Genomic DNA, 24,900 nt, shown 5'->3' with positions numbered 1-24,900 from the left:
GTTCTCTCCTGCCTGCCATGCTACAACCGCCAAGGCCGCTGACGGGAGCAAGGTGACCGCCGGTGAGCTGGAACTTTCGCGCCTCTTCGCAGCGGCCGGGCAAGGGGCTACGCTGGGAGGATGAAGGCACAACCTGCGGCAGCGCTGCTCGACGCACGCTCCCGGCCGCTGCACGACCTGCGGATCTCGGTCACCGACCGCTGCAACTTCCGCTGCGTGTACTGCATGCCCAAGGAGATCTTCGGGCGCGACTTCGCCTTCCGCGAGCGCTCCGAGCTGCTCAGCTTCGAGGAGATCGAACGCCTCGCCCGCGTGGCGGTGTCCCTGGGGGTGCACAAGCTGCGGCTGACCGGCGGCGAGCCGCTGCTGCGCCGCGGCATCGTCGACCTGGTGGGCATGCTTTCGAAGCTGGCGACCCCGGACGGCAAGCCGGTGGACCTGGCGATGACCACCAACGGCTCCGCGCTGCCGGTGATGGCGCAGCAGCTCAAGGACGCGGGGCTGCGCCGCGTGACAATCTCGCTGGACTCGCTGGACGACGCCCGTTTCAAGTCGATCAACGACGTGAACTTCCCGGTCTCCCGGGTGCTGCACGCCATCGAGGTCGCCAGCCAGGTGGGGCTGGGCCCGGTCAAGATCAATACTGTGGTCAAGCGCGGGGTCAACGACGACGAGCTCCTGTCCCTGGCCGAGCACTTCCGCGGCACCGGGCAGATCCTGCGCTTCATCGAGTACATGGACGTGGGCACCACCAACGGCTGGAAGCTCGACGACGTGGTCCCCTCGGCGGAAGTGGTCTCCCGGATCAACAAGCGCTGGGCGCTGGAACCGGTGACCAAGACCGAACCCGGCGAAACCGCGAACCGCTGGCGCTACGCGGATGGCGGCGGGGAAATCGGCGTCATCTCCAGTGTCACCAACGCGTTCTGCGGGGCCTGCTCACGGGCCCGGGTCTCGGCCGAGGGGCAGATGTTCACCTGCCTGTTCGCAGGCTCCGGCTTCGATCTGCGCGCGCTGCTGCGCGGCGGGGCCGATGACGCGGAACTGGCCCGGGCATTGACCGGTCGCTGGCGCCAGCGCGACGACAACTACTCGGAGCTGCGCGCCGCGCTCACCCCTGGCAACCGCAAGCGCATCGAGATGTCCTACATCGGCGGGTAGCTAGGTGCCTTGGAAATTGCCCGCTGCGGGCGCCAAGCAATTCGTCAATTGAACGAATCCTCCGAGTCGGGAAGGCTCGGGTGATAGGCGACCTTGAACCGCTCCGACCAATCAGCGGGACGGTGGGGCCAAGCCTCGACCAGCCATTTCGGCGGCTTGTCTGCGAAATCGATGAAGATGCTCTCCGCCCTCAAATCCCATAGAGAGGAGCTAGCGTCGAACAGCCTGATGCCGTTCAGGTACAGGTGTTGGAAAGGCCGAGTCTGCGACGCTTCGACGAGGCCCTTCACCGATTTGGCCCAGCGGATGCTGACGCTGGGAGGCCATCCATTTTCCGGCGGGTAGGCCTTGAGCGTTCCTGCCTGATCGATGTTCAGCTCCTGAAGTCCTGAGACTTCGTTCCACGCCGCGGGGCAGTCGGACTTTCGGGTCCGGAACAATGTCAGTTCCCGAAGGTCCGCACGCACGTCGAGCAAAATGTCGATGGTGGAGCCGTCGACTTCCAGGGCATTGAGTCGCGGTGCGCCCACCAGATTCTCGGTCATTCCCGGAAAATATCCGGTGGACAGCCTACGCAGTCGAAGATCCGAAACCTCAATTCGCTCCGAGACGACGACTTCGCCATGCGGCGCCGCACTCAGGAATTCCAGATTCTCCAGTGCTTCAAGTCCCGACAGGTCGGCAACGGCTGTTCCGCGGGCGTCGGATTCGTCCAACTCCATGGTGAGGGCCCCGACCTCGGGGCAAGCCGCAGCGAGTTCCTCGATGAAATAACCATTTTGGGGAAGCGAGCGGACACGAACATGAACCAGCTTTTTCTTGATGCCCGAGCCCAAAAGAATTTGTTCCTTCTGAGTGTTCCAAATCAGACCGCTGGCGGATTCGGTTCGGACGGACATTTGGACCCCTTGCGACTTTGGCTCAGCCATAAATGGCCAGAATAAGGCTCAATTATCCTTGTCCGCTCGCCGAACCGTAAGTACCGTCTTAGCCCATGGACTTCTGGCCGTCCAGGGACTCGCGGATGATGTCCGCATGCCCGGCGTGCTGGGTGGTCTCCGCGATGATGTGCAGCAGCGTGCGGCGTACGGACCAGTGGGTGTCCACGAACCACGGGGCCTTGGGCAGCTCGTGCGTGGCGTCCAGATCGATGTCAGCCAGCAGCGCATCGGTTTCTGCGGCGATCTGAGCGTAGCTTTCCAGCAGCCCTTCAAGTGTCTCGCCGGGCTGCATGGTGAATTCGACGGCGAAGGCTTCCCACTGTTCCGGCGTCGGATTGCTGAAGTCCATCCCGTCCCAATTCATGGCCGCCTTGCCCTTGACCATGAACTGTTGCCACTGGCGCTCCACCGCGCTCACGTGCTTGACCAATCCGCCGAGGGTCAGTTCGCTGACGGTGGTGCGGGTTGTGGCCTGCTCGTCGGTCAGGTTCTGGGCGGTGAAACGCAGGAAGTGGCGGGCGTTGGCCAGGGCTTGGTGCAGGTCGGCGCGCTCTCCGGTGAGCGTGGTTTCGGTGGCCTTCATGGTGGTGCTCATGGTCTTGCTCCTCGTTCTTGATGTGCTGATAAATCCACGATAGGAGCCATAAGTGCCAGTTTCTGTCCTAAATAGAGGCAGAATATTTTTATGAGTACCAGCCAACGATCCCTGCGCCTGCTCTCGCTTTTGCAGACCCGGCGCTACTGGTCCGGCGAGGAGCTGGCGCAGCGCCTGGAGGTCTCGCTGCGTACCCTGCGCCGCGACGTGGACCAGCTGCGCGAACTGGGCTACCCGGTGCAGGCCGAACGCGGTGTGGGCGGCGGCTACCAGCTGGCCGCCGGTGCGGCGCTGCCTCCGCTGGTGCTCGACGACGAGGAAGCGGTGGCACTGGTCGTCGGCCTGCAGTCGATAATCCACGGAGGCGAGGATGCGCTGGCCGATGCGGGGCTGCGCGCTCTGTCCAAGGTGGTTCCGGTGCTCCCGGCCAAACTTCGGCAGCGGGCCCAGGCGCTGGCCGCGAGCACCGTCCCGCTTGACTCGCAGCATTCCACCCCGGAACCGGTGGATCCGCAGGTGCTGGTGGTATTCGCCCAGGGATGCCGCGACCGCGAACGTATTGCCTTCGACTACCGCGATGCACGGGGCAATGCCAGTTCACGACGAGTGGAGCCGGTCAAACTGGTCAACGTAGGCAACCGCTATTACTTGGTGGCCTACGACCTGGACCGTGCTGATTGGCGCAGCTTCCGGGTGGATCGGGCGGAAAATGCCGAGCCTCGGGCGCTACGCTTCGCACCCCGGGAAATCCCGGGCGGCGATGCGGCGCAGTTCGTCCGCGCCGGACTGCGCGGAGCCGGAAACCTGCGGGTCAGCGCCCGGGTGCATGCCAGAGCGGACGAGCTGGAGTCGCGGATCGGCAGGTGGTTCGAGATTCAGCAGCTTGATGAGCACAGCTGTTTGGTACGGGCCGAGGACTCGGACCTGCGCTGGGTGGCGTTCGGTCTGGCGCTATGCGAGGCGAAGATCAGCGAGGTGCAACCTGCAGAACTGCGCGAGCTGCTGAATGGTTGGTCCTCAAGACTGCTGCAGGGTTCTGAAACGTAGACAGATGTCTTGGTTGACGCTAACCCGGCTCGTCGCACCTCCGGAGGACTGCCGGGCCTACTTTCGAGCGCTACTGCCCTCAACTCTTCAATTATGCCAAGTTGATTCGACCGGTGTGCACATGTCGTGCCCCATGCGTACGTCCTGCATACGTCGACCGAGCGCGGTCCATTACCTTCCTGAATCGAACACCCGAACTAGGCGAAGTTAATAATCTTCGAAGGGTTGCGCATCTAGCGGCGAGCCTACAGGCCCACCCATTCAGAAGACCCGGAAGCAAAATGCTGGCGCTTCCAAATCGGTACCTCCGCCTTGATGCGTTCCACCAGGTTCTCGATCGCGTCAAAGGCTTCCTTGCGGTGCGAGGCGGCGCTGGCCGCGATGAGCGCGGCATCCCCGATGGTCAAAGGGCCAACACGGTGCACCGCGGCAAGCCTCAGGCCGGTGCGCGCTTCTTCTTCGGCAATGATGTTCTCTAGGAACTTCTGGGCTTCGGGATGGTGAGAGTAGTCCAGGGAATTCACCGACTTCCCGCCGTCGTGGTTGCGGATGATGCCATGGAACATGACCACGGCGCCCGCGGTGTCGCTGAGCACGGCAGCCTGCACGGCGGCTTCATCGATAACGTCCTCGGTGATCAGCGCGTAGCTCAATCCATTCCTCTTTTCGAGACGGTCAGTTCGGGCGCGAGCGCGGCCACCGCCGGTACTCCCCCGGGCACGTAGCGGGTCGTGATGCCCCGACGCGCCAACAGCTGGGCGGCGCGGATGGCACGCGGTCCCTTGGCACAGTATATGGTCAGTTCTTCGGGCAGTTGTGGCAAGTCCTGCCCCGCGTCCACCGCAGCTTCCAGCTGGGGCAGCGGCAGGAAGATCGAGCCGGGAATGCTCAGCTCGTCGCGCTCGTCCTGGTTCCGCACGTCCAGGAGCACCGGAGGATCCTGGGAATGCAGGGCGGCAACCAGGTCTTCGGGAGCCATCTGCGCCGGTTCCTGCAGCCCGCCCGCGCAGAACAGTTCGTAGTCGATCAGCCTGGTCACCGGTGTCGCGGCAGGATCCCGCGAGTACTCCAAGGTGCGGGTGTTGGCACCCAGCGCGTCGTAGACCAGCACCCGGCCCACCAGCGGCGCGCCGATACCGGTGATCAGCTTCAGGGCTTCGGTCGCCAGCAGCGAGCCGATGGTGCCGCACAGTCCCGGCAGCACGCCCCCGGTAGCGCAGTCGGCCACGGTGCCCGGGGCCGGAGGAACGGGGAACAAATCGCGGTAGCCCGGGCCGTGCTCATGCCAGGCGACGGAGACCTGCCCGTGGTGCTGCAGGATGGAGCCCCAGACCAGCGGGATGCCGATCAGCTGGGCTGCGTCATTGCTCAGGTAGCGGGTCGGGAAGTTGTCGCTGCCGTCGATCACCAGGTCGTAGCCGGAGAAGATTTCCAGCGCGTTCCGGGAAGTCAGCCGCAGGTTGTGCTCGATGATCCGCACGCCAGGATCCAGCGCCCGCGCGGCGGCGGCCAGCGAGGCGGTCTTGGGCAGCCCGATGTTCGCGGTGGTGTGGGTGATCTGGCGGTGCAGGTTGGACAGTTCCACCACGTCGTCATCCACGATGCCCACGGTGCCAACCCCGGCTCCGACGACGTACGGGATGCTGGCGCTGCCCAGTCCCCCGGCGCCGATCACCAGCACGCGGGCGGCGGCCAGGCGGCGCTGGGCAACGGGCCCGAATCCGGGCAGGGCAAGCTGGCGTTGGGCCCGGGCCTGCTGCTCGTCGCTCAGCGCCGGGGCCGGGTCGACCAGGGGCTTAAACGCGCGATCACTCATAGTCGGATCCTACGCGCCCGGCCGCGCCGGATGATAGGCGATAGCATGAAGTCATGTCGCAGATTACGATACGCTACTTCGCCGCCGCGGCGGCCGCGGCGGGCACCGAGCAGGAGAGCTGGCCGCGCGCCGAGTCCCTGGCCCAGCTGCGGGCCGAACTGGTCGGCGCCTACGGCGATCCCATGGCCCAGGTCCTGCGCGCCGGAAGCTTCCTGATCAACGGGGTGGTGAGGCGCGATGACGGCGAGCTCGGCCCGGAAGGCGAGCTGACCGTGGACGTGCTGCCGCCCTTCGCCGGCGGATAAGCCATGGCCTGCACCCTGGATGGACACCGCGCGGAAATCGCCGCACTGCTGGTCCCGGCGATCGCGGCGCTGGGTTCCGAAACGCTGCCGGTCGAAGCCGCGGACCTGCCCGGACGGGTTGCCGCGGCCCAGCTGCCTGCACTGCTTCCCATCCCCGCCTTCACCAATTCCCAGATGGACGGGTATGCCGCCCGCAGCGCGGAGCTGTCAGGCGCCAGCAACGAGCACCCGGTCGTCCTGCCGCTGGGCTTCACCGCCGCGGCCGGGGATCGGCAGATCGAGCTGCTGCCCGGCACCGTCTCCCCGGTGATGACGGGGGCAGTGATCCCGGCCGGGGCTGACACCGTCGTTCCCGTGGAAGCCACCTCGGACGGCGTTTTCGGGCAGCTGGTGCGCGCCGGCGAAGGCGGGCCAACTGGCTCTGCGACCTTCACCGCACCGTCCGAGCCCGGGCGTTTCATCCGCCCCGTCGGCCAGGACCTGCAGGCAGGCGCACTGGTCGCCGAGGCCGGGGCGCGGCTGACCCCCACGCTGATCGGCGCGCTGGCGGCCAGCGGCGTGCGCGAGGTAGCGGTGCGCAGGAAGCTGCGGGTGCTGGTGTGCACCACCGGCAACGAACTGATGGACGGAACCTCTCAGGCCGGACGGATCCCGGATTCGAACTCGCCCATGCTCGCCGCCGCGCTGCGCGGCTACGGCGCGCAGGTGGACACCCTGCGGCTGCCCGACGACGCGCAGGCACTGGGCCTCGCGCTGGAGGCGCAGGCCCGGCAGGTCGATCTCATCCTCACCGTGGGCGGCATCAGCGCCGGCGCCTACGAGGTGGTGCGCGAGGCGCTGGCCCCGCGCGGCGGCAGCTTCCACCACGTGGCGCTGCAGCCCGGGGGACCGCAGGGTTTCGCGCAGCTGGACGGCACCCCGGTGCTCTGCTTCCCGGGCAACCCGGTCAGCGCGCTGCTTTCGCTGGAACTGTTCCTCGCCCCGGCCCTGCGCCAGCTGGCCGCACTGCCTGCGCCGGTCCCCGAACCGTACGAGCTGGCCGCGGAGGTGCACTCGCCTGCGGGCAAGCACCAGGTGCGCCGGGCGCTGCTGGAGCAGGGAAAGGTCCGGGTGCTGGATCCGGGATCGCACCTCGTGCACGACCTGGCCCGCACGGACGCGCTGGTGCACATCCCGGTGGGAGTCGAGCAGCTGGCCGCCGGAACCATGATCGATGTTTGGAGAATGAATGTCTGAGAAACTCACCCACTTGCGCGAGGACGGCAGCGCCCACATGGTCGACGTCAGCGACAAGGCCGTGACCAAGCGCGTGGCCACCGCGCAGGCGCTGTTCACCACCCGCCCGGAGGTGGTGCAGATGCTGATGACCGGCAACCTGCCCAAGGGCGAGGCGCTGGGCACCGCGCGCATCGCCGGCATCATGGCCGCCAAGCGCACCTGGGAGCTGATCCCGCTGTGCCATCCGCTGCCGATCTCCAAGGTGTCGGTGGACTTCGAGGCGCAGGACTCCGCGGTGCTGGTGACCGCGCAGGTCACCACCAAGGGCGTGACCGGGGTGGAGATGGAGGCGCTGACCGCCGCCAGCGTCGCGGCGCTGACCTTGTACGACATGGTCAAGGCCGTGGACAAGCAGGCAGAGGTCACCGAGGTGAAGGTGCTGGCGAAGTCCGGCGGCAAAAGCGGGGACTGGGCCCGTGATGCAGGTGAGTAGGCGCGCCTCGGTCATCGTGGCCTCCACCAGCGCCGCGGCCGGGCGCGCCGCGGACACCACCGGACCGGTGCTCGCCGGATGGCTGGCCGAGCGCGGCTTCACCGTGACCGGCCCGCTGGTGGTCGCCGACGGGCAGCCGGTGCGCTTCGCGGTGGACGCGGAGATCGCCACCGGGGCCTCGGTGGTGCTGACCACCGGCGGCACCGGGGTCTCCCCCGATGACCAGACCCCAGAAATGGTCGCCCCGCTGCTGGACGTGCAGCTGCCTGGCATCATCGAGGCCGTCCGCCGCCGCGGCGAAAGCTCCACGCCCATGGCGGTGATCACCCGCGGGGTGGCCGGATTCGCCGGCCGCACGCTGGTGGTGACGCTGCCAGGCTCCTCGGGCGGGGTGGAGGACGGGCTGGCAGTGCTGGATCCGATCCTCGAGCACCTGCTGACGCAGCGTTCCGGTCCCCGGGCCGACGACGGGCACGGCCCGCGCCGCTAACGAGATGCAGGTCCCGGGTATTCGCCCGGGACCTGCTGCTTTCCGACCGCTCCTAGTTGGCGTAGGTGTCCATCAGCTTCGCCTTGGCGTTCCACAGCGCCAGCGAATCGCCGCCGTTGTTGAGCACCGCGACGCCGCCGTCCAGGTAGACCGCCTGCGCGCTGTTGGTGCCCGGCCCCGGGTAGAGGCGCAGCTGCTCGCCCGGCTCCAGCTGGTAGCCGGCCGGAATGCGCATCACGTTGTTCGCCGCATCGCGCACCAGGTAGCCCTCCAGGGACAGCGTGCGCCGCCCGGTGTTCTCCAGCACCACATGCTCCCCGGTTTCAGGCTGCAGGTCGTTGCCCGGCACGTCGTTCACCGATTCCGCGATCACCAGCCCGTCGTTGGACGGGAAGGGCTTGCGCCCGGACAGGTGGCGCGCCACCTGCTGCGGGAAGTCGCCGGTGATGCGCTCGACACCCAGATCCAGGGACTGCTCGGCGGCCTCGGTCGAGTTCACCGTGTAGACCCCGAGCTGAAGTCCGGCGTCCTTCACGCGCTGCGCGCCGGAGGCATCCAGCGTGCGGTAGCTGGTGCCGAAGGAGTCGGCGAACTGCGCGTAGCTTTCCAGGGTCGCGGCGTCCGGCACGCTTCCGGCCAGCTGCTGCAGCGGCACCTCGGGAGCCAGCTGGGCGAAGGTCCGGTTCGAGGCGGCATCGAAGCCGAGCACCTCGATCCGGTCCTGCTCCAGCAGCCGCGACCAGCCCTTGTCCTCGGCGAGCGCGTCGGCCACCAGCTGCTCCACCCCCGGGGACTTCGCCGGGGACTTGATTTCGATGTAGACGCCGGTGGTGCCGGCCAGGGCTCCGGGCACGCTGTCGAAGTGCGGGATCTTCTCGCCGGCGAAGGCCGCGGAGAAATAGGATCCGGCATCCAGCTGCTGCAGCTCCTCCCAGGTGAAGGAGGTGATCGGGTCGTTTTCCCGGCCCGGGAACACGTCCTTGGCGTTGGTGGTCCGGTTCGGGGTTTCGTCGTGGAAGATGAAGGGCACGCCGTCCTTGCTCAATTGGACGTCGATCTCGATGTAGTCGGCGCCCGACTGGCTGCCGGCCTTGATGGCGGACAGGGTGTTCTCGGGGGCCACGCCGGCCGCCCCGCGGTGGCCGATGAGGGTGGCGTCCTGCGCCGAGTGGTCCACCGGAGCCGCCGCCGCTGGAACCGCGATGCCTGCTGCCATGCCCAGAGCCAGGGTGCCGAGTGCGAGAGGTCGCAACGTCATGGGTTTGTTCCTCCTGTAGGTCTCCTTGATGCCGTCAACTGTGCCGAAGTCCGGCAAAGGACCAGCCACGGAGGAATTAACGCTGGATGAGAATCGAGGAAACACTTGATTCATCCTGCGGTCGAAGGGACCGCCGCGCCGCCGGATCCGCAGCCCGCGGAAACACCGCACCGGGAAGGTTTCCTTGAACGATTCAAAGTAACCCCGCCCACACCCGGTGGTGCAGCGCGTCACCCGGGGGTGTAACTTGACTCACTTCCCCGAAGTTGGCAGGATATAGCAGACCAACCAGTTGGTTGGTTAAATTTCATGCTTGACGTATTTCCCGGGAGGACTTCCACGTATGACGACGACGCAGCAGCACACGAGCAGACCCCCGAAGCTGACCAGCAAGGGGCTTGCGGCGGGAAAGCTCGGGCTGGTGCAGTCCACCGTCATCGGCCTGGCCTCCACCGCGCCGCTGTACTCGCTGGCCGCGACCCTGGGCTTCATCGTCATGGCCGCCGGGGCGCAGACCCCTGCGGCGCTGATCGTCGCGTTCGTCCCGATGTGCCTGACCGCCTTCGCCTACCGCGAGCTGAACACCGCGATCCCCGACAGCGGCACCGCCTTCACCTGGGCCGCCAAAGCCTTCGGCCCGAAAACCGGCTGGATGGCAGGCTGGGCAGTGATGGTCGCCGGCGTGATCGTGATGTCCAGCCAGACCGAGGTCGCTTCCAAGTACCTGTTGCTGCTCATCGGCGACGGCTCGATCGCCGACTCCAAGGTGCTGGTCACCGCGTTCGGCGCGCTGATCATCATCGCCATGACGTGGATTTCCTACCGCGACGTGGAAACCGGCGCGGTCACCCAGTACCTGCTGATGGCCCTGCAGTACGCGGCGATCATCGCCTTCTGCATCGGGCTGTACTTCGCGATCCAGACCATGCCGGAACTGGGCCTGAAGTTCTCCTGGGACTGGTTCAACCCCTTCGCCACCGACAACCCTGCAGGCTTCGTGCAGGGTGTGCTGATCGCGATCTTCATCTACTGGGGCTGGGACACCTGCCTGGCGCTGGCCGAGGAAACCAAGAACCCGCGGACCACCCCGGGCCTGGCGGCACTGCTGTCCACCGCCATGCTGCTGGTGACCTACATCGGCATCACGGTGCTGACCATGATGTTCGCCGGCATCGGCGACACCGGCAAGGGACTGGGCAACCCTGAAGGCGCGGACGACGTGTTCTTCGCGCTGCGCTTGGACGCCATGGGATCCTGGGGCTGGCTGCTGGTGCTTGCCGTGGCGATCTCCGCGTTGGCCACCTGCCAGACCACCATCCTCCCCACCGCCCGCGGCACCCTGTCCATGGGCGTCTACGGCGCGCTGCCCAAGCGCTTCGGCGTGGTCAACGAGGCCTTCAGGACCCCTGCATTCTCGACGCTGTTCACCGGCTCGGCCTCGCTGGTCTTCTACGTGGGCATGACCATCATCTCCGGCGACATCCTGGCCGACACCATCGAAAGCACCTCGCTGGCAGTGGCCCTGTACTACGCGATCACCTCCTTCGCCTGCATCTGGTACTTCCGCTCCTCGCTGACCGACTCGCTGCGCAACCTGTGCTTCCGCCTGGTCATGCCGCTGGTCGGCGGGCTGATGATGTCAGCGGTGTTCATCTACTCGGCCATCAGCATGCTCGACCCGGAATACGGCACCACCACCATCCTGGGCATCAGCGGCACCTTCGTGATGGGTGTCGGCTCGCTGGCCCTGGGCCTGGTCGTCATGGGGCTGTGGGCGCTGCGCCCGGCGTCGCGCGACTACTTCGCCGGCCGCTCGCTGAACCGCGACACCCCGGTACTGGTTCCGGAGCAGTAGGCGTCCCGAGAACTAGGCGCCCCAGGCCCCGTTACCCGAGCAACTTCCTCCCCCCCGGCTACTCCACCAAAGGAACACCTTCCATGCAGATCCTGATCATTGGCGCCGGCGGCGTCGGCTCCGCGGCGGCCCGCATCGCCTCCCGCCGCAGCTTCTTCGAAAAGCTCACCATCGCCGACTACGACCCCGCCCGCCCGCAGCAGCTGATCGAGGCCATTGGCGACGCCCGCTACGCCGCCGCCCAGGTCGATGCCTCGTCCGAGGACTCGCTGGTGGAACTGATCCGTTCCACCGGGGCCACCCACGTGCTCAACGCCGTGGATCCGCGCTTCGTGATGCCGATCTTCAACGCCTGCAAAACCGCCGGGGTCACCTACCTGGACATGGCCATGAGCCTGTCCCAGCGCCACCCCGAACAGCCGTTCACCCAGACCCACATCAAGCTGGGCGACGAGCAATTCGCCGTGGCCGATGAATGGGAGCGCGACGGGCAACTGGCCTTGGTGGGCATCGGCGTGGAGCCGGGCCTGTCCAACGTGCTGGCCCGCTACGCCGCCGACGAGCTGTTCGAAACGATCGAGGAGCTCAGCGTGCGCGACGGCGCCAACCTGAGCGTGGAAGGCTACGAGTTCGCCCCGTCCTTCTCCATCTGGACCACCATCGAGGAATGCCTGAACCCGCCGGTGATGTTCGACAAGGCCAAGGGCGGCTGGTACACCACCGCGCCGTTCTCCGAGCCAACGGTCTTCGAGTTCCCGGAAGGCATCGGCGAGGTCGAATGCGTGAACGTGGAGCACGAGGAAGTCACCATGATGCCGCGCTGGCTTGACGCGCAGCGCGTGGACTTCAAGTACGGCCTGGGCAACGAGTTCATCGAGGTGCTCAAGACCCTGAACAAGCTGGGCCTGGATTCCACCGACCCGGTCCCGGTGCGCGGAGTGCAGGTCTCCCCGCGCGACGTCGTCGCCGCCTGCCTGCCGGATCCCGCCACCCTGGGCCCGCTGATGAAGGGCAAGACCTGCGCCGGCGTGCTGGTCACCGGCACGCTGAAGGACGGGTCCACCGGCTCGCGCTACCTGTACCACGTGGCTGACAACGAGGACACCATGGCCCGCGACGACTCCCAGGCAGTGGTCTGGCAGACCGCGGTGAACCCGGTCATCGCCCTGGAGCTGCTGGCCAACGGCACCTGGTCAGGCGCCGGCGTGCTCGGCCCGGAGGCCTTCGAGGCCACCCCGTTCCTCGACCTGCTGGCTGCGGCCGAACCGGCGGGCTATGGCTCGCCGTGGGGTATCGTCGAAAAGTAAACTTGCAGCCCTGAGCCCCTGGAGAAACCGCGCCCATGAGCACCGCAACCAAGCAGGAGATCATCCTCGACGCCTACGTGGCGCTGCTCTACGAGCACGGCGCCCGCGAGGCGACGATCGATGCCACCGCCAAGCGCAGCGGCTTGTCCAAGGCGGGGCTGCTGCACCACTTCCGCTCGCGCCAGGCGCTGGACACCGAACTGGTGAGGCGCCTGAACGAGCTGATCGACGCGGACGTGGCGACGATGAGCGCGGATCCCGCGCAGGCGGTGCACTACTATTTCGCCTCTTCCATGGAGGAGGACTCGCCGCTCGAACGCATGGTCGTGGCTGCCACCCGGCTGGCCCAGCGCGGCAACGAGGATGCCTCTGCGGCGCTGCGCCGCGGGCGCGACCTCTGGTACCAGGTGCTCAACGACGCGCTGGGCGACCCGGTGCTGGCCAAGCTGGCGCTGCTGGCCGGCGACGGGGTCAGCTACCACCTGGACATCTCGCGCGGGCACCAGGACGGGTTCCTGACCGCCGACACGGTGCAGCAGCTGGTGCGGCTGCTGGACCGCGCGCCAGCCTGATCCGCGGCTGCCCTAGTTCCCCGGTCCGCCGCTGGTCCAGTCGTAGCCGGAGTCGGTGACGATGGTTTTCCACGGCCCGTCGGGCACGTCCACATCGTCCACGAAGCGCCAGGACACCCCGGACTGGGTGCTGTTCAGTTCCTCGAAGCCCAGGCAGCCGACCACCGCCGGGGAGACGTCCAGCCCGGCGCCGTCGAACTTGGTGCTCTTCGGTCCGGTGCTTCCGTCGCCGAAGACGTAGTCGAAGTCGTCGTATTCGGCCGGGCCCGCATCCTGGATCTGCGCGTAGCAGGTGTTGCCCTTGTACTGCAGCTGCACCCAGCGGTTCTTCATATAGGAGAACTCGCGGTCCTCCAGCTTCCCGGCATACCCCGGATCCTGCGCCCACGGGATCTGGCCGCGCAGCGCGAAGGCCGCATCGTTGTTCACATCGTCGAAGGGCAGGTCAAGGTAGAAGGGGTTCTGCTGGGGCGTCATCGAGCTGGGGAAGAAGCCGTTCTGAGCGGTGCGCGGCTCGGTCTGGCAGATTCCGTCCTCGATGACCCCGTCGCAGCCGCCGAAGCGTTCGTACCACCAGCCGTCGTAGGCGCTGATGACCTGGGAGCCGTCCGCGGCCTGGGGGTCGTAAATCTCCCCGACCCAGAAGGTGGTCGCCACCAGGCACAGATGCCAGGGGTACTTCCGGCCGCGCAGTTTCTTCGCCGATAATCCCAGTTTAGGGTCGAGGAGTTTGCGACCAGTAAATTCAATCCGGCAAAGCCAATCGCGTGCCGACATCATTCCCCCGATGAGTTTTTAACAAGAGTTTCGATTACTCAGGTAGCCTCTACCAACCGATGATTTGCCCGCATCGGGTAGTTCCCCAAGCTGCTACCTAACACATAGGGTATCGCGGTGACCCAAGGCGAGAGTCGAATCGATCCGCCACGCCGGAGGGCGCTGCGAAACATTCAGACATAGCGCCCAAGTTGTTAGCCGCAAATTATGATTGCGGGTATCCAATCCAAAATCTATATCCGAGACCAATTTCTCAAGCACGTGATGCATGGCTGGACAACCATTAAGTCGCCAGGGTCCTGACTTGCTGAGGCCCCCGCGGTTTACTGAATTTCAGTCTTAGAGGGTAATAACAGATCATTTATGCGAAATAATCGCCCATCACCCTTATGCCGCAAAGTGATCGATGGTTCAATGAACGAAACTGGACATTCATGATTTGGGGACTTTGATGCGGAAAAGTTGTGCGCTCCTCTTGCTGGGAGCAATTACGTTGTTTGTGGCTTCCTGCAGCTCTGCGGAAGGCAGTGACACCGCAGCACCAACCGCAACGGTGACAGTTACGGCAACAGAAATTGTTACGGCAACTCCAACATCAGCCGTTCCGACTGTTACCACTGAGGCCGAACTCGAACCCACAGAGCCTGTCGAGACCGACGACTTCGACACGTCCAGCTCCGAACCGGACGATGGGGTAAAGATGATCGGGCCGGAGGATGCCGGCCGCTCGCTGGTACTGTCCGATTTCGTCCGCCCGGATTCAGAATGGAAGCAGAACCGATACAACATCGCCAGCAAATCGAACGTTAACGGCATCGGGCAAGAAATTTCTAGGGCGTGTCTCCTAAATCTAGTTGTGTGCACGCGCCATGATTGAGTCGTGGCACAAAGGTCTAGATTTACGCAGTTCACGAATGCGCAATGGGAACGAGTCGAACCACTCCTGCCATCGAACGAAGGCCGTAAAGGCCGTCCCTTCAGTGACAACCGCCGCGTCGTAGAAGGCATCATCTACCGTTACCGGACCGGAATCCCGTGGCGTGATCTCCCTGACCGGTATGGCCCTTGGCAGACCGTCTGGAAGCGGCATCGCCGCTACGCAACCGACGGCACCTGGGACCGCGTATTCGCGCACATCCTCGCCGAGGCCGATGCCGTAGGTGATATTGACTGGAACGTGTCGATTGACGCGACGATCAGCCGTGCTCACCAGCACGGCACGAACCTTCCGCGTCCGGACCAGGACACAGGGGGCTCTATCGAATTACAAGAATCTGCCGTTATGCGAGGTTGAACCGGAAGGTCATGGGATAGGGAGATCGCGCGGAGGGTTGAGCACGAAGGTGCATTTCGCGGTCGATGGGCATGGCCGCCCATTATCGATTGTGGTCACGGGTGGGCAACGTCACGACGGCGCGATGCTCCAGGAAGTAATCGGCGATATTCGAGTGCCAAGAACCGGGTCGGGGAACGCGCGGACGCGCCCCGAGTCGCTGCTTGCTGATCGTGGTTACACGTCACGAGTGAACCGCACGTACCTGCGTAAGCGGGGCATCACTGCTGTGATTCCGGAGAAATCTAACGAGATCGCTGCCAGGAAGCGTAGGGGTCGCGCGGGTGGGCGCCCGCCGGGGTTCGATGCTGAGAAGTATAAAGATCGCAACGTGGTCGAGCGGGCGTTTGGATTGATGAAGCAGTGGCGGGGGCTTGCGACTCGTTATGACAAGCTTGCGGTCACGTATCGTGCGGGAGTGGTGTTGGCAGCGATTCTGGTCTGGCTACGGATATAAGAGACACGCCCTAGTTGCGGCGATTACAACCCTCAAACCCTGGAACTTCGACTGGGAAATATCTTCGAAAAGCTCGATTTCTCTGTCGGACAGGACAATCTTTCCGTTTCTACAGATCAAAAACTTGTTGTGCGGGTAATAGGCAATAACAAGGAACTTGAGGTCTATCGCGTGCCGTTCAACAATTATCAGTCGTTCAGCGTGGACATTCCCGAAGTCAACGCGCTGCGAATTGAAACATATCTCGATGAGGAAGCGGAAAACTGCGGCGACGGATCTGCACTTGCGGTCTTCTACGACATCAAGATCCAGTAGGCCGATCGCATGAACTCGGGAAACCAGAACTTTGAGAAGCAGCACGCCGGCATAAACAAGCCCAAGAAAAAATGGCCGAAGTGGACAATTGCCGGGGCCATTACCGTCCCAGCCCTGCTTGTTGGCTTCCTTGCCGACAGTTCGACCCTGTGGACAAACATTTTTGGTTCATCCGATTCCCAGTTCGCCGTCAACCAGGGGCAAACCAGCCAATCCAGCCCTGCGACGCAAGTTCCGGCAACAACACCATCAGAAGCCGACAACCTGCTTTCTTCCTCGTCGTCCGACGATTTTGACGAGGGTTGCTTTCTTGCTGAGCAGGGCAATCTGAATCGAATCGCTTGTGACAGTCCGCACAATGCAGAAATCTTTGCGTCGGCTCAGTCCTGTAACCAGCAAACCCTGGTCAAATATCTGGGTGGTGTCCCGGGTGTTGACGTGCTGCGACAGGGTCTGGACATCACTGAGGTGTCGGGAAAAGGGTGCGTGCTGACTTTGCCGCCTGAAATCCAGCTCAATACGACAGCGGCGATGTTTTTGGCTAGCAAAAATTCCGAGTTCATGAGACTGTGCTCCGACGCGAAAACGAATAGTGATGTCGGATGCAACGAAATCCATACGGCCGAGGTCGTCAAAACCTTCGCTCCGGAATCAACGGAAACGGCAAACTGCGTGGAAGCCGCGGAACGGTATCTGGGAATCAGCAGCGCAAATTTCACCACTCAGCTAACTGTCGAACAACAGGAATCCAATGATTCCCGGCGCTGCGTGGTCGCGGCAAAAGGCGACAACATCCTAACCGCTACATTGCGAGACATCTCGAATTCCAGCCTGCCGCTCACCGCCGATGACGGCATTCGCAATTAGCCAGGCGTTCCAGACCAGCGGAAAATGCAGTCAGCGGCGTGCAACCAGGGCTTCCTGAACCTGGTTTGCCGCCTCTTGCAGCTTGGGGAGCACCTGCTCAGCGGCCTCGTACACGCTGTCATTCGAGTTCATTGCGACGCTCATCGACACGTTCATGGCGGCCACGATGTTTCCTTCCCGGTCGAGCACCGGAACTGCCACCGAACGCAGCCCAACCGCGAGTTCCTGATCGACAAGCGCGTATCCCTGAGCACGAACTTTCTCAAGCTCGGATCGCAGATCCTCGGCGTTGTCGATCCCGTGGCCGGTCAACGACTGTACGCCGTCGGCAAGAATCCGATCCACGGTTTCAGGGTCCGAGAAGGCAAGCAGAACCCGGCCCATCGAAGTGTTGGCCGCGGGGAACCGGGTGCCCACCGAGATGCCCACCCGCATGATGGAGCGGGTATGCACGCGGGCCACGTACATGATCTCGCTGCCTTCCAGCACGGCGGCGGAGGCTGACTCGCCCACGGCCGCCGACAGGCTCTCGAGCACCGGCTCGATCAGCTGCGGCAGCGTGGCGCTGGAAAGATAGGCATAGCCCAGCTGCAGGACCTTGGAAGTCAGCTCGAAGTACTTGCCGTCCGAGCGGACGTAGCCCAGCTGTTGCAAGGTGAGCAGGAAGCGCCGGGCGGTGGCGCGGGACAGGCCGGTGCGGGCTGCCACCTCGGAGAGTGTCATGGATGCGTGCTCCGCGTCGAAGCTGCTGATCACCTGCAGGCCGCGGGCCAGGGACTGCACGCCGGCGGTGCCCGTACTCTGCTCGCTCATCGGCCATCCTTTGAAATTCGTCGAAAAATACCAGTGGGGGCGCCCGCAACGGGCACCCCCACTAATCTACTTGGTCTGCCAAAGCCGATCCGCTTAGGCGCGCTCCAGCGCCACCGGGATGCGGGCTTCCAATTCCTCGAAGCTGATGCCGTGGGTGGAGCGGACGAACACCTTGGAATCGCGCAGCTCGAACACCGCCACTTCGGTGTAGATGCGCGAGACGCAGCCCAGCCCGGTGACCGGGTAGCTCAGCTCCTTGACCAGCTTGGATTCGCCGGCCTTGGTGAACAGGCTCATCATGACCCAGGTCTGCTTGGCGCCGATGGCCAGGTCCATGGCGCCGCCCACGGCGGGGATGGCGCCTTCGGCGCCGGTGTGCCAGTTGGCCAGGTCCCCTTCTTCGGAGATCTGGAAGGCGCCGAGCACGCAGACGTCCAGGTGCCCGCCGCGCATCATCGCGAAGGAGTCGGCGTGGTGGAAGAAGCTGGCGCCGGGCAGCTCGGTGACAGGGATCTTGCCTGCGTTGATCAGATCCGGGTCGATGTCATCGCCGGTGGCGACCGGGCCCATGCCCAGCATGCCGTTCTCGGTGTGCAGGGTGACGCCCTGGTCGGCGGTGAGGAAGTTCGAGACGTTGGTCGGCTGGCCGATGCCCAGGTTCACGAAGGCGCCGGCGGGGATGTCCGCTGCCACCTGCTGCGCCATTTCATCGCGGGTGAGTTTTTCTGGCGTGTACGTAGTCATTAGTTACTGCCTCCCAGCGCCACCAAGGTGTCGACGTAGATTCCCGGGGTGATCACGTTTTCCGGATCGATGCCGCCGGCCGACACGATTTCGTCCACCTGGACGATGGCCTGCGCGGCCGCGGTGGCCATGATGGGGCCGAAGTTGCGTGCGGTCTTGCGGTAGACCAGGTTGCCGAAGCTGTCCGCGCGCAGCGCCTTGATCAGCGCGAAGTCAGCGTGGATCGGCGATTCAAGGACGTAGCCCTTGCCGTCGATGATGCGGGTTTCCTTGCCCTCTGCCAGCAGCGTGCCGTAGCCGGTCGGGGTGAAGAAGCCGCCGATGCCGGCGCCGGCGGCGCGGATGCGCTCGGCCAGGTTGCCCTGTGGGACCAGTTCCAGCTCGATGTCCCCGGCGCGGTAGGCCTCATCAAAGTGCCAGGAGTCGGACTGGCGCGGGAAGGAGCAGATGATCTTTGTGACCCGGCGCTCCTTGATCAGCAGCGCCAGGCCGGCGTCGGCCTGTCCGGCGTTGTTGTTGACCACCGTGAGGTCGGTGGCGCCGCACTCCATGAGCGCGTCGATCAGTTCCATGGGCTGCCCGGCGTTGCCGAAGCCGCCGATCAGGACGGTGGAGCCGTCGGTGATCTGCGCGACCGCGTCGGCCGCGCTGGTGGCGATGCGTGGTGCCATCTTGTTGCCTCTCTAGGTTCAGAATGTCGTGGGGCCGGGGGTTCGCATCCCCCGTTGGTCAGCTGTCAGGCGGTGGTGTTTTCCAGGACCACGGCAAGGCCCTGGCCCACGCCGATGCAGATGGCGGCCACCCCGTAGCGCTCGCCGGATTCGGCCAAGCGGCGGGCCAGGGTGCCAAGGATGCGCAGGCCCGAGGCGCCCAGCGGGTGGCCGATGGCGATGGCGCCGCCCCAGGCGTTGACGATGGATTCGTCGATGTCCCAGGCGCGCACGCAGGCCAGCGACTGGGCGGCGAAGGCCTCGTTCAGCTCGACCGCGGCGATGTCCTTCCAGGTCAGCCCGGCCTTGGCGACTGCCTTGTTGGCCGCTTCCACCGGCGCGAAGCCGAAGAACTGCGGATCCAGCGCGAAGGCTCCGTTGGAGACGATGCGGGCGATGGGCTTGGCGCCCAGCAGCTGGCCGCCGCGCTCGGAGCCGATGAAGGCCGCCGAGGCGCCGTCGGACATCGGCGAGGCGTTGCCGGCGGTGACTGTGGCGTTCTCTCCGGTGCGGAAGACTGTGCGCAGCCCGGCCAGGGTCTGCGCGGTGGAGTCCGCGCGGATGGTTTCATCGCGGGTGACTTCGGCTCCGCGCTTGTTCGCCGGCGGCACCGGGACCACCAGGTCCTGGTACTTGCCGGCGTCCCAGGCCGCGGCGGCCTGCTGGTGCGAGCGGGCGGAGAATTCATCCTGGTCCTCGCGGGTGATCTGGTGGCGTTCGCGCAGCTGCTCGGTGGCCTCGCCCAGCGAGACAGTCCATTCGCCGGGCATGGCAGGGTTGACCAGGCGCCAGCCCAGGGTGGTGTTTGACAGCTCGAGGTTGCTCATCGGGAAGGGGCGCTCGGTCTTGGGAAGCACCCACGGGGCGCGGCTCATCGACTCGACGCCGCCGACCAGCACCAGATCGGCGTCCCCGGTGGCGACCTGGCGGGAGGCGGCGATGGCAGCGTCCAGCGAGGAGCCGCACAGGCGGTTCATCGTGGTGCCGGGGATGGAGGTGGGCAGCCCCGCCAGCAGGGTGGCCATGCGCGCGACGTTGCGGTTTTCCTCGCCGGCGCCGTTGGCGTTGCCGAAGATCGACTCGTCGATGGTTGCCGGGTCCAGCGAGGCCGAGCGGGCCACCAGCTCGCGCACCACATGCGCGGCCAGGTCGTCAGGGCGGTGCCCGGACAGCGTGCCGCCGATCTTGCCGAACGGGGTGCGGATTGCGTCGTACAGGTAGGCCTTCTGCATAGTCACTGCTCCATCACGATTGAAAAGTTCACTGTGTGAACTTAAGTTCATAATAAGAACTTTACCAGTCCCACACCTGCGACCTCAAGGGTTTGGATGAAAGCGATCGATTCAAGGAGTTCGCAGAGTGAACATTTGTCCACACTGCGAATGAGGTGCTAGTCTCACTAGGTCATGATAAGCGTCACCATTCATGGCGAGTAGTTTTCGAAAGGACCTGAATTGGCCACGACATCCGCCGGCACCACCCGAGTCAAACTCGGTGGCTGGATCGCCGCCCTCTGCTTCTTCATCGTGGTTTTCGAGGGCTACGACATCGTCGCCCTGGGCGCGACGATCCCAGTGCTCACCGACCCGAACGTCGGCGGCTTCAGCGTCGATGAAATGAACTGGGTCAACACCTTCTCCCTGATCGGCGTGGGCGTCGGCGCGGCCTTCATGGGCCGGCTGGCGGACCGCTTCGGGCGTCGCCGCCCGCTGCTGCTCGCGGTGCTCGTCTTCTCGATCTTCACCCTCATCTTCCCGATCATGCCCTCGGCCACCCTGATGGGCCTGGTGCGCTTCATCGCAGGTCTCGGCCTGGGCGGCTGCATGCCGGTGGCGTTGGCGCTGATGCAGGAGAACGCCCCGGTGGGACGCCGCGCGCTGGCCAACAACCTGCCGATGGTCGGCTACCACCTGGGTGCGGTACTGGCCTCGCTGGCCGGCAAGGCCGCCGGGGTCCACTGGTCGCTCCTCTACTACCTGGGCGGCGGCCTGGGCCTGGTACTGCTGGCGCTGCTGTGGTTCAAGCTGCCCGAAAGCGACATCACCCCGTCCGGCGAGCGGACCTCCATCATGGACGTGCTCAAGCCCAAGTACCTGCGCAGCTCCATCGGGTTGTGGATCGCCGCGTTCATGGGCCTGGTGCTGGTCTACGGCCTGAACGCCTGGCTGCCGAAGATCATGGGCGCCGCCGGCTACCCGGTGGCCGATTCGCTGACCATGCTCTTCGTGCTGAACCTCGGCGCGATCGCCGGCCTGATCATCAGCGCCTACGCGGCCGATGCCAAGGGCATCAAGCTCATCTCGCTGCTCTGGTTCGCCGCCTCCGCGGTCTTCCTGGTCCTGCTGGCAGTGCCGTTCGGCAGCCAGGTGCTGCTGAACACCGTGCTGTTCGTAACCGGCGTGTTCGTCTTCAGCTCGCAGTGCCTGATGTACGTGTATGCAGGCCACGTGTACCCGCGTGACATGGTGGCCACCGGTATCGGCCTGGCCTCGGGCATCGGACGCTTCGGGGCGATCATCGGCCCCTACGTCACCGGCCTGATGGTGGCCGCCGGCACCGCCTACCCGGGCGCGTTCTTCCTCTACGGAGGCGCGGCGCTGATCGCGGTCCTAGTCATCGCGCAGATCCCGAAGCCCAAGAGCGCCTAGCGGCGCACTCAATCAATTCCATTCGAGCAACGCCGGGCCCCTCCCAAGGGCCCGGCGTTCGTCGTCCGACCGCCTGCCGGATCGGGCAGTTAGAGTAGGTTCCATGGCCAATTCGCCCAGTGGGGATTCGATGCTGGACCGGCTGGTCCGCATCCTCGACGCGTTCGACCAGCACACGCCGTCGATGAGCGTACTGGCGCTGGCCCGGCGCGCGCAGATTCCCAAGGCGACCATGTACCGGCTGCTCGACGAGATGGTGTCCCACGGACTGCTCTCCCGCGGCAAGGACGGCCAGGTAACCCTGGGCCTGCGCTTGTGGGAGCTGGCCAACCGCAGCGCCGCGACGCAGGGCCTGCGCAAGGCGGCGCTGCCCTTCATGGAGGACATCAACGCGCTGCTGGGGCAGAACACCCAGCTGTCCCTGCTGCACGAGGACGAGGTGCTGATCATCGAGCGGCTCTCCCGCCCGGGATCCGTGGTCAACCAGGCGAGCGTGGCCGGGCGCATGCCGGTGCACCGCACCTCGATGGGCATGGCGCTGCTTGCCTTCTCCCGGCCGGAGGCCATCCACGGGTTCCTTGAACGCCACCGCGAGCTGATGCTGGCCACCCACCCGAACTTCCGCGCGGAAATGGCCGAGATCCGCCGCAACGGCTTCGCCTCCATGGACGGCTACATCGATGAGGAAACCACCGGCGTGGCCGCGCCCATCCTGGACCTGCAAGGCTACGCGCTGGCGGTGCTGTCCGTGGTGGTGCCGCGCGGTTCCGCGACACTACCGGCCGCCGCGCTGGCGTTGCGCACCGCGGCGCGCGGCATCTCCCGCGCGCTGGGCTACGCGGCGGACGCCTAGAACCGGCTCTTAGAGAAGGCCTCCGCGCGCGCCGAGCGCGGTTTCCAGCGAGCGCAGCACCGCCCAGGGCACCACGCCGCTGGTGCGCGGGTTATGCGCCGAGGGCTGGTTCCTGATCGAAAAACTGTACTCCCCGCTGGCGCCACGGGCCTCGATCACGTGTTCGGTCAAGGCGGCGTCGGGGTCGGCCAGCAGGCGCACCAAGACCACATCCCAGTTCCCGACCGCCAGGGCCACCGCCGCGGCGACGTTCAGGGACTTGGGAAACTGCTGCGCGGCCTGCCGCGCCGATCCGGAATAAACCTCTACCGGCGCCGCGGAAGATTCCAGTTCGGTGCGCTGCGCTTGGCTCATCCATGGCTGGGCCAGGGTTGTAGGAAGCTTGCGGGTGGTGATGACAACCTCGGAGAATGCACCCATGCGGGCTCCGGAGGCCAGCAGGTCCAAGCCGCCCACCGCGCCGGAACTGAAGTACAGCCGGCCAGGCCCTGTCAGCTCCAGGCGCGCGGCGAATTCCCGGTCTGCCATCACTCCCACCGAGATCACCAACAGGTCCGCGCCGGCTTCAAGGATGCGCACCGCATGCTCACGCACGGCCTGCTGCCCGGCGCATTCGACAATCATGTCGCAGCGCTCCAGCGCCTCGTCCAGGGAAAACTGCTCATAGGGAAGATCCTGCCGGCGGCGCAGGATCACGCCTTCCAGCACTCCCCCGGCCACATGGCCGGCCGCTATCTGGGCGGCGACCAGGGATCCGATGGCCCCGTGCCCTAGGACTCCAATTCGTCGTTCGGCGCCCCTGGCCATGACCATCCATTCAGTAGTGCAGCATGATTGCCAGCCCCTCGGAAGGCCGAAGGGCGCTACCGCCAGCTTAGGCCACCTCACACGCCGAGGCCTAAGTCGTCACGGCCCTCAAGCCACCATCCCGCACACCGACACTTTTCCCATTCAATAAGAACAAAGGCGAAGTGTGAGGCACCGCACCGTCATGCTGTAGAGGATTCAACGTCGGCGTCCATGTTGACGACGCGGCCGCGCTGGCCGGTCCTCTCCCACAACACATGGCAGTACACGCAAAGGAGCCTCCATGGCGCAGGCAGCCCGTATTCTGAAAACCAAGGTCGGCATCATCGGCGGCGGCCCCGCCGGCCTGATGCTCTCCCACCTGCTCTCCAAGTCAGGCATCGACAACGTCGTTGTCGAGATGCGCGACCACGAGACCATCCGCAACACCCACCGCGCCGGCATCCTGGAGGCCCAGGCGGTAGCCATGCTGACCGATTCCGGCGTCGACGGGCGCGTGCTGACCCACGGCGACGAGCACGCCGGCATCGACCTGCGCTTCAACGGCGAATCCCACCCGCTGGACTTCCGCGACCTGGTGGACGCCACCGTCACCCTCTACGCGCAGAACGAGGTGTTCGTGGACCTCGCTGCGGCCCGCGCCCGCGACAACGGCGACGTGCGCTTCAACTGCGAGGTCACCGAGATCCTGGACATGGAGACCAGCACCCCGAAGTTCCGCTTCACCGACGCCGAGGGCGTCGAATTCGAGGTGCACGCCGACGTGATCGTCGGCGCCGACGGCTCGCGCTCCTTCGCCCGCCGCCAGATGCCTGATTCCGTGAAGCAGGACTTCAAGGTCACCTACCCGTTCGCCTGGTTCGGCATCCTCACCGAGGCTCCGAAGTCCTCCCCGGAGCTGATCTACGCGAACTCCCCGCACGGCTTCGCGCTGATCTCCCAGCGCAGCGAAACCGTGCAGCGCATGTACTTCCAGTGCGACCCGAACGAAAACGTGGACAACTGGAGCGAGGACCGCATCTGGACCGAGCTGAACAAGCGCGTGGCGGGGCCTGACGGCTTCGAGCTGAAGACCGGGCCGATCTTCGACAAGACCGTGCTGGGCTTCCGCTCCTTTGTGCGCCAGCCACTCTCGCACGGGCGCATGTTCCTGATCGGCGACGCCGGGCACACCGTGCCGCCCACCGGCGCCAAGGGCCTGAACCTGGCATTCGCCGATGTCAAGGTGCTTTTCGAAGCGCTCGACTCGTTCTTCTCCACCGGCAGCGACAAGCTGCTGGGCGGCTACTCGGACCTCGCGCTGAAGCGGGTCTGGAAGGCCCAGAACTTCTCCTACTGGATGACCTCCATGCTGCACACGCCGGTGGACGCCGATCCGTTCATGGCCCAGCGCGCCCTCGGGGAGCTCGACACCGTGACCTCCTCGCGCTATGGGATGCAGTACCTGGCCGAGTCCTACACCGGCTGGCCGCACTCCTAATTCCCGCACCCCACGCCCACCAAACCACGAAAGGAGCC

At 65.3% G+C, this 24,900-nt stretch carries 26 protein-coding genes; 15 read left to right on the top strand and 11 right to left on the bottom strand.

Features of this window, described 5'->3' with window-relative positions:
* The first annotated feature begins 120 nt into the window (after window positions 1–120).
* Window positions 121–1,161: a GTP 3',8-cyclase MoaA gene (gene moaA / locus ACTX90_RS02165; RefSeq protein ID WP_443442925.1), complete on the top strand. Its 1,041-nt coding sequence runs from the start codon at window positions 121–123 to the stop codon at window positions 1,159–1,161.
* Window positions 1,162–1,205: 44 nt separating this feature from the next.
* On the opposite strand, the gene ACTX90_RS02160 is transcribed toward moaA, so the two are convergent.
* Window positions 1,206–2,060 (bottom strand): hypothetical protein, encoded by an 855-nt coding sequence (locus ACTX90_RS02160; RefSeq protein WP_443442923.1) that lies wholly within the window; start codon window positions 2,058–2,060, stop codon window positions 1,206–1,208.
* Between the two features lie 88 nt (window positions 2,061–2,148).
* Entirely contained in the window at window positions 2,149–2,697 is a 549-nt protein-coding gene (locus ACTX90_RS02155; RefSeq protein ID WP_231736006.1) for a DinB family protein, read from the bottom strand.
* Between the two features lie 90 nt (window positions 2,698–2,787).
* On the opposite strand from ACTX90_RS02155, the gene ACTX90_RS02150 reads away from it, so the two are divergent.
* Window positions 2,788–3,744: a helix-turn-helix transcriptional regulator gene (locus tag ACTX90_RS02150; RefSeq protein ID WP_047117995.1), complete on the top strand. Its 957-nt coding sequence runs from the start codon at window positions 2,788–2,790 to the stop codon at window positions 3,742–3,744.
* Window positions 3,745–3,989: 245 nt separating this feature from the next.
* On the opposite strand, the gene ACTX90_RS02145 is transcribed toward ACTX90_RS02150, so the two are convergent.
* Together ACTX90_RS02145 and ACTX90_RS02140 are read right to left on the bottom strand one after the other, a co-directional pair.
* Window positions 3,990–4,397 (bottom strand): molybdenum cofactor biosynthesis protein MoaE, encoded by a 408-nt coding sequence (locus ACTX90_RS02145; protein WP_047117996.1) that lies wholly within the window; start codon window positions 4,395–4,397, stop codon window positions 3,990–3,992.
* Window positions 4,394–5,560 carry a ThiF family adenylyltransferase gene (locus ACTX90_RS02140; protein WP_443442921.1) on the bottom strand — a complete coding sequence of 389 codons (1,167 nt, stop codon included), beginning with the start codon at window positions 5,558–5,560 and terminating at the stop codon, window positions 4,394–4,396. The genes ACTX90_RS02145 and ACTX90_RS02140 overlap by 4 nt, the downstream gene beginning before the upstream one ends.
* A gap of 53 nt (window positions 5,561–5,613) precedes the next feature.
* Between ACTX90_RS02140 and ACTX90_RS02135 the strand changes: the two genes are divergently transcribed.
* From ACTX90_RS02135 to ACTX90_RS02120, 4 genes are read left to right on the top strand one after another with little or no spacing between them, the layout of a single operon-like run.
* Window positions 5,614–5,865 carry a MoaD/ThiS family protein gene (locus ACTX90_RS02135; RefSeq protein WP_047117998.1) on the top strand — a complete coding sequence of 84 codons (252 nt, stop codon included), beginning with the start codon at window positions 5,614–5,616 and terminating at the stop codon, window positions 5,863–5,865.
* A 3-nt stretch (window positions 5,866–5,868) separates the two neighbouring features.
* Window positions 5,869–7,101 carry a molybdopterin molybdotransferase MoeA gene (locus ACTX90_RS02130; RefSeq protein WP_424573626.1) on the top strand — a complete coding sequence of 411 codons (1,233 nt, stop codon included), beginning with the start codon at window positions 5,869–5,871 and terminating at the stop codon, window positions 7,099–7,101.
* Complete coding sequence (gene moaC / locus ACTX90_RS02125) at window positions 7,094–7,576, top strand: cyclic pyranopterin monophosphate synthase MoaC (RefSeq protein ID WP_113607672.1); 483 nt, start codon at window positions 7,094–7,096, stop codon at window positions 7,574–7,576. The genes ACTX90_RS02130 and moaC overlap by 8 nt, the downstream gene beginning before the upstream one ends.
* Window positions 7,563–8,066 carry a MogA/MoaB family molybdenum cofactor biosynthesis protein gene (locus ACTX90_RS02120; RefSeq protein WP_443443973.1) on the top strand — a complete coding sequence of 168 codons (504 nt, stop codon included), beginning with the start codon at window positions 7,563–7,565 and terminating at the stop codon, window positions 8,064–8,066. The genes moaC and ACTX90_RS02120 overlap by 14 nt, the downstream gene beginning before the upstream one ends.
* Before the next feature lie 52 nt (window positions 8,067–8,118).
* Here the strand turns inward: ACTX90_RS02120 and ACTX90_RS02115 are convergent, their stop codons facing one another.
* The gene (locus ACTX90_RS02115) at window positions 8,119–9,324 is read right to left on the bottom strand and encodes a glycerophosphodiester phosphodiesterase family protein (RefSeq protein WP_443442918.1); all 1,206 of its coding nucleotides are present in this window, start codon (window positions 9,322–9,324) and stop codon (window positions 8,119–8,121) included.
* Between the two features lie 343 nt (window positions 9,325–9,667).
* Between ACTX90_RS02115 and ACTX90_RS02110 the strand changes: the two genes are divergently transcribed.
* The 3 genes from ACTX90_RS02110 (at window position 9,668) to ACTX90_RS02100 (ending at window position 13,058) form a co-directional block, all read left to right on the top strand.
* Window positions 9,668–11,179 carry an APC family permease gene (locus tag ACTX90_RS02110; protein WP_443442916.1) on the top strand — a complete coding sequence of 504 codons (1,512 nt, stop codon included), beginning with the start codon at window positions 9,668–9,670 and terminating at the stop codon, window positions 11,177–11,179.
* Window positions 11,180–11,262: 83 nt separating this feature from the next.
* On the top strand, window positions 11,263–12,486 hold the full coding sequence (locus ACTX90_RS02105; RefSeq protein WP_443442914.1) for a saccharopine dehydrogenase family protein: 1,224 nt from the start codon (window positions 11,263–11,265) through the stop codon (window positions 12,484–12,486).
* 35 nt (window positions 12,487–12,521) lie between these two features.
* Window positions 12,522–13,058, top strand: a complete 537-nt coding sequence (locus ACTX90_RS02100; RefSeq protein WP_443442913.1) for a TetR/AcrR family transcriptional regulator — start codon at window positions 12,522–12,524, stop codon at window positions 13,056–13,058.
* Window positions 13,059–13,070: 12 nt separating this feature from the next.
* Here ACTX90_RS02100 and ACTX90_RS02095 read toward each other — a convergent pair whose 3' ends face one another.
* A complete protein-coding gene (locus tag ACTX90_RS02095; RefSeq protein WP_443442912.1) occupies window positions 13,071–13,715 on the bottom strand; it encodes a hypothetical protein in 645 nt (214 codons plus the stop codon).
* A gap of 1,000 nt (window positions 13,716–14,715) precedes the next feature.
* On the opposite strand from ACTX90_RS02095, the gene ACTX90_RS02090 reads away from it, so the two are divergent.
* From ACTX90_RS02090 to ACTX90_RS02080, 3 genes are all read left to right on the top strand, one after another.
* Window positions 14,716–15,625 (top strand): IS5 family transposase gene (locus ACTX90_RS02090; RefSeq protein WP_239464072.1). Its coding sequence is split into 2 segments (ribosomal slippage): window positions 14,716–15,084 and window positions 15,086–15,625, totalling 909 coding nucleotides; the frame shifts between segments, so codons are not numbered across the junction.
* A 171-nt stretch (window positions 15,626–15,796) separates the two neighbouring features.
* Window positions 15,797–15,940, top strand: coding sequence for a hypothetical protein (locus ACTX90_RS02085; RefSeq protein ID WP_443442911.1), 144 nt, complete (start codon window positions 15,797–15,799; stop codon window positions 15,938–15,940).
* 9 nt (window positions 15,941–15,949) lie between these two features.
* Window positions 15,950–16,807: a hypothetical protein gene (locus ACTX90_RS02080; RefSeq protein WP_443442909.1), complete on the top strand. Its 858-nt coding sequence runs from the start codon at window positions 15,950–15,952 to the stop codon at window positions 16,805–16,807.
* 30 nt (window positions 16,808–16,837) lie between these two features.
* Here the strand turns inward: ACTX90_RS02080 and ACTX90_RS02075 are convergent, their stop codons facing one another.
* From ACTX90_RS02075 to ACTX90_RS02060, 4 genes are all read right to left on the bottom strand, one after another.
* The gene (locus ACTX90_RS02075) at window positions 16,838–17,620 is read right to left on the bottom strand and encodes an IclR family transcriptional regulator domain-containing protein (protein ID WP_443442907.1); all 783 of its coding nucleotides are present in this window, start codon (window positions 17,618–17,620) and stop codon (window positions 16,838–16,840) included.
* A gap of 93 nt (window positions 17,621–17,713) precedes the next feature.
* The gene (locus ACTX90_RS02070) at window positions 17,714–18,364 is read right to left on the bottom strand and encodes a 3-oxoacid CoA-transferase subunit B (RefSeq protein ID WP_443442905.1); all 651 of its coding nucleotides are present in this window, start codon (window positions 18,362–18,364) and stop codon (window positions 17,714–17,716) included.
* A complete protein-coding gene (locus tag ACTX90_RS02065) occupies window positions 18,364–19,035 on the bottom strand; it encodes a 3-oxoacid CoA-transferase subunit A (RefSeq protein WP_443442903.1) in 672 nt (223 codons plus the stop codon). The genes ACTX90_RS02070 and ACTX90_RS02065 overlap by 1 nt, the downstream gene beginning before the upstream one ends.
* Window positions 19,036–19,100: 65 nt before the next feature.
* The gene (locus tag ACTX90_RS02060) at window positions 19,101–20,306 is read right to left on the bottom strand and encodes a thiolase family protein (RefSeq protein ID WP_443443971.1); all 1,206 of its coding nucleotides are present in this window, start codon (window positions 20,304–20,306) and stop codon (window positions 19,101–19,103) included.
* Between the two features lie 222 nt (window positions 20,307–20,528).
* Between ACTX90_RS02060 and ACTX90_RS02055 the strand changes: the two genes are divergently transcribed.
* A complete protein-coding gene (locus tag ACTX90_RS02055; RefSeq protein ID WP_181728144.1) occupies window positions 20,529–21,722 on the top strand; it encodes an MFS transporter in 1,194 nt (397 codons plus the stop codon).
* A gap of 103 nt (window positions 21,723–21,825) precedes the next feature.
* On the top strand, window positions 21,826–22,575 hold the full coding sequence (locus tag ACTX90_RS02050) for an IclR family transcriptional regulator (RefSeq protein WP_113607661.1): 750 nt from the start codon (window positions 21,826–21,828) through the stop codon (window positions 22,573–22,575).
* A 9-nt stretch (window positions 22,576–22,584) separates the two neighbouring features.
* Here ACTX90_RS02050 and ACTX90_RS02045 read toward each other — a convergent pair whose 3' ends face one another.
* Window positions 22,585–23,382, bottom strand: coding sequence for an aspartate dehydrogenase domain-containing protein (locus ACTX90_RS02045; protein WP_443442901.1), 798 nt, complete (start codon window positions 23,380–23,382; stop codon window positions 22,585–22,587).
* Between the two features lie 283 nt (window positions 23,383–23,665).
* On the opposite strand from ACTX90_RS02045, the gene ACTX90_RS02040 reads away from it, so the two are divergent.
* Window positions 23,666–24,862, top strand: coding sequence for a 4-hydroxybenzoate 3-monooxygenase (locus ACTX90_RS02040; protein WP_443442899.1), 1,197 nt, complete (start codon window positions 23,666–23,668; stop codon window positions 24,860–24,862).
* The last annotated feature ends 38 nt before the right edge of the window (window positions 24,863–24,900 follow it).

It is taken from the genome of Glutamicibacter soli (assembly GCF_052322135.1).
Classification (GTDB): Bacteria; Actinomycetota; Actinomycetes; order Actinomycetales; family Micrococcaceae; genus Glutamicibacter; species Glutamicibacter soli.
The sequence above is the reverse complement of the archived record's forward strand: the minus strand, read 5'-3'. Positions and strand labels throughout refer to the sequence as shown.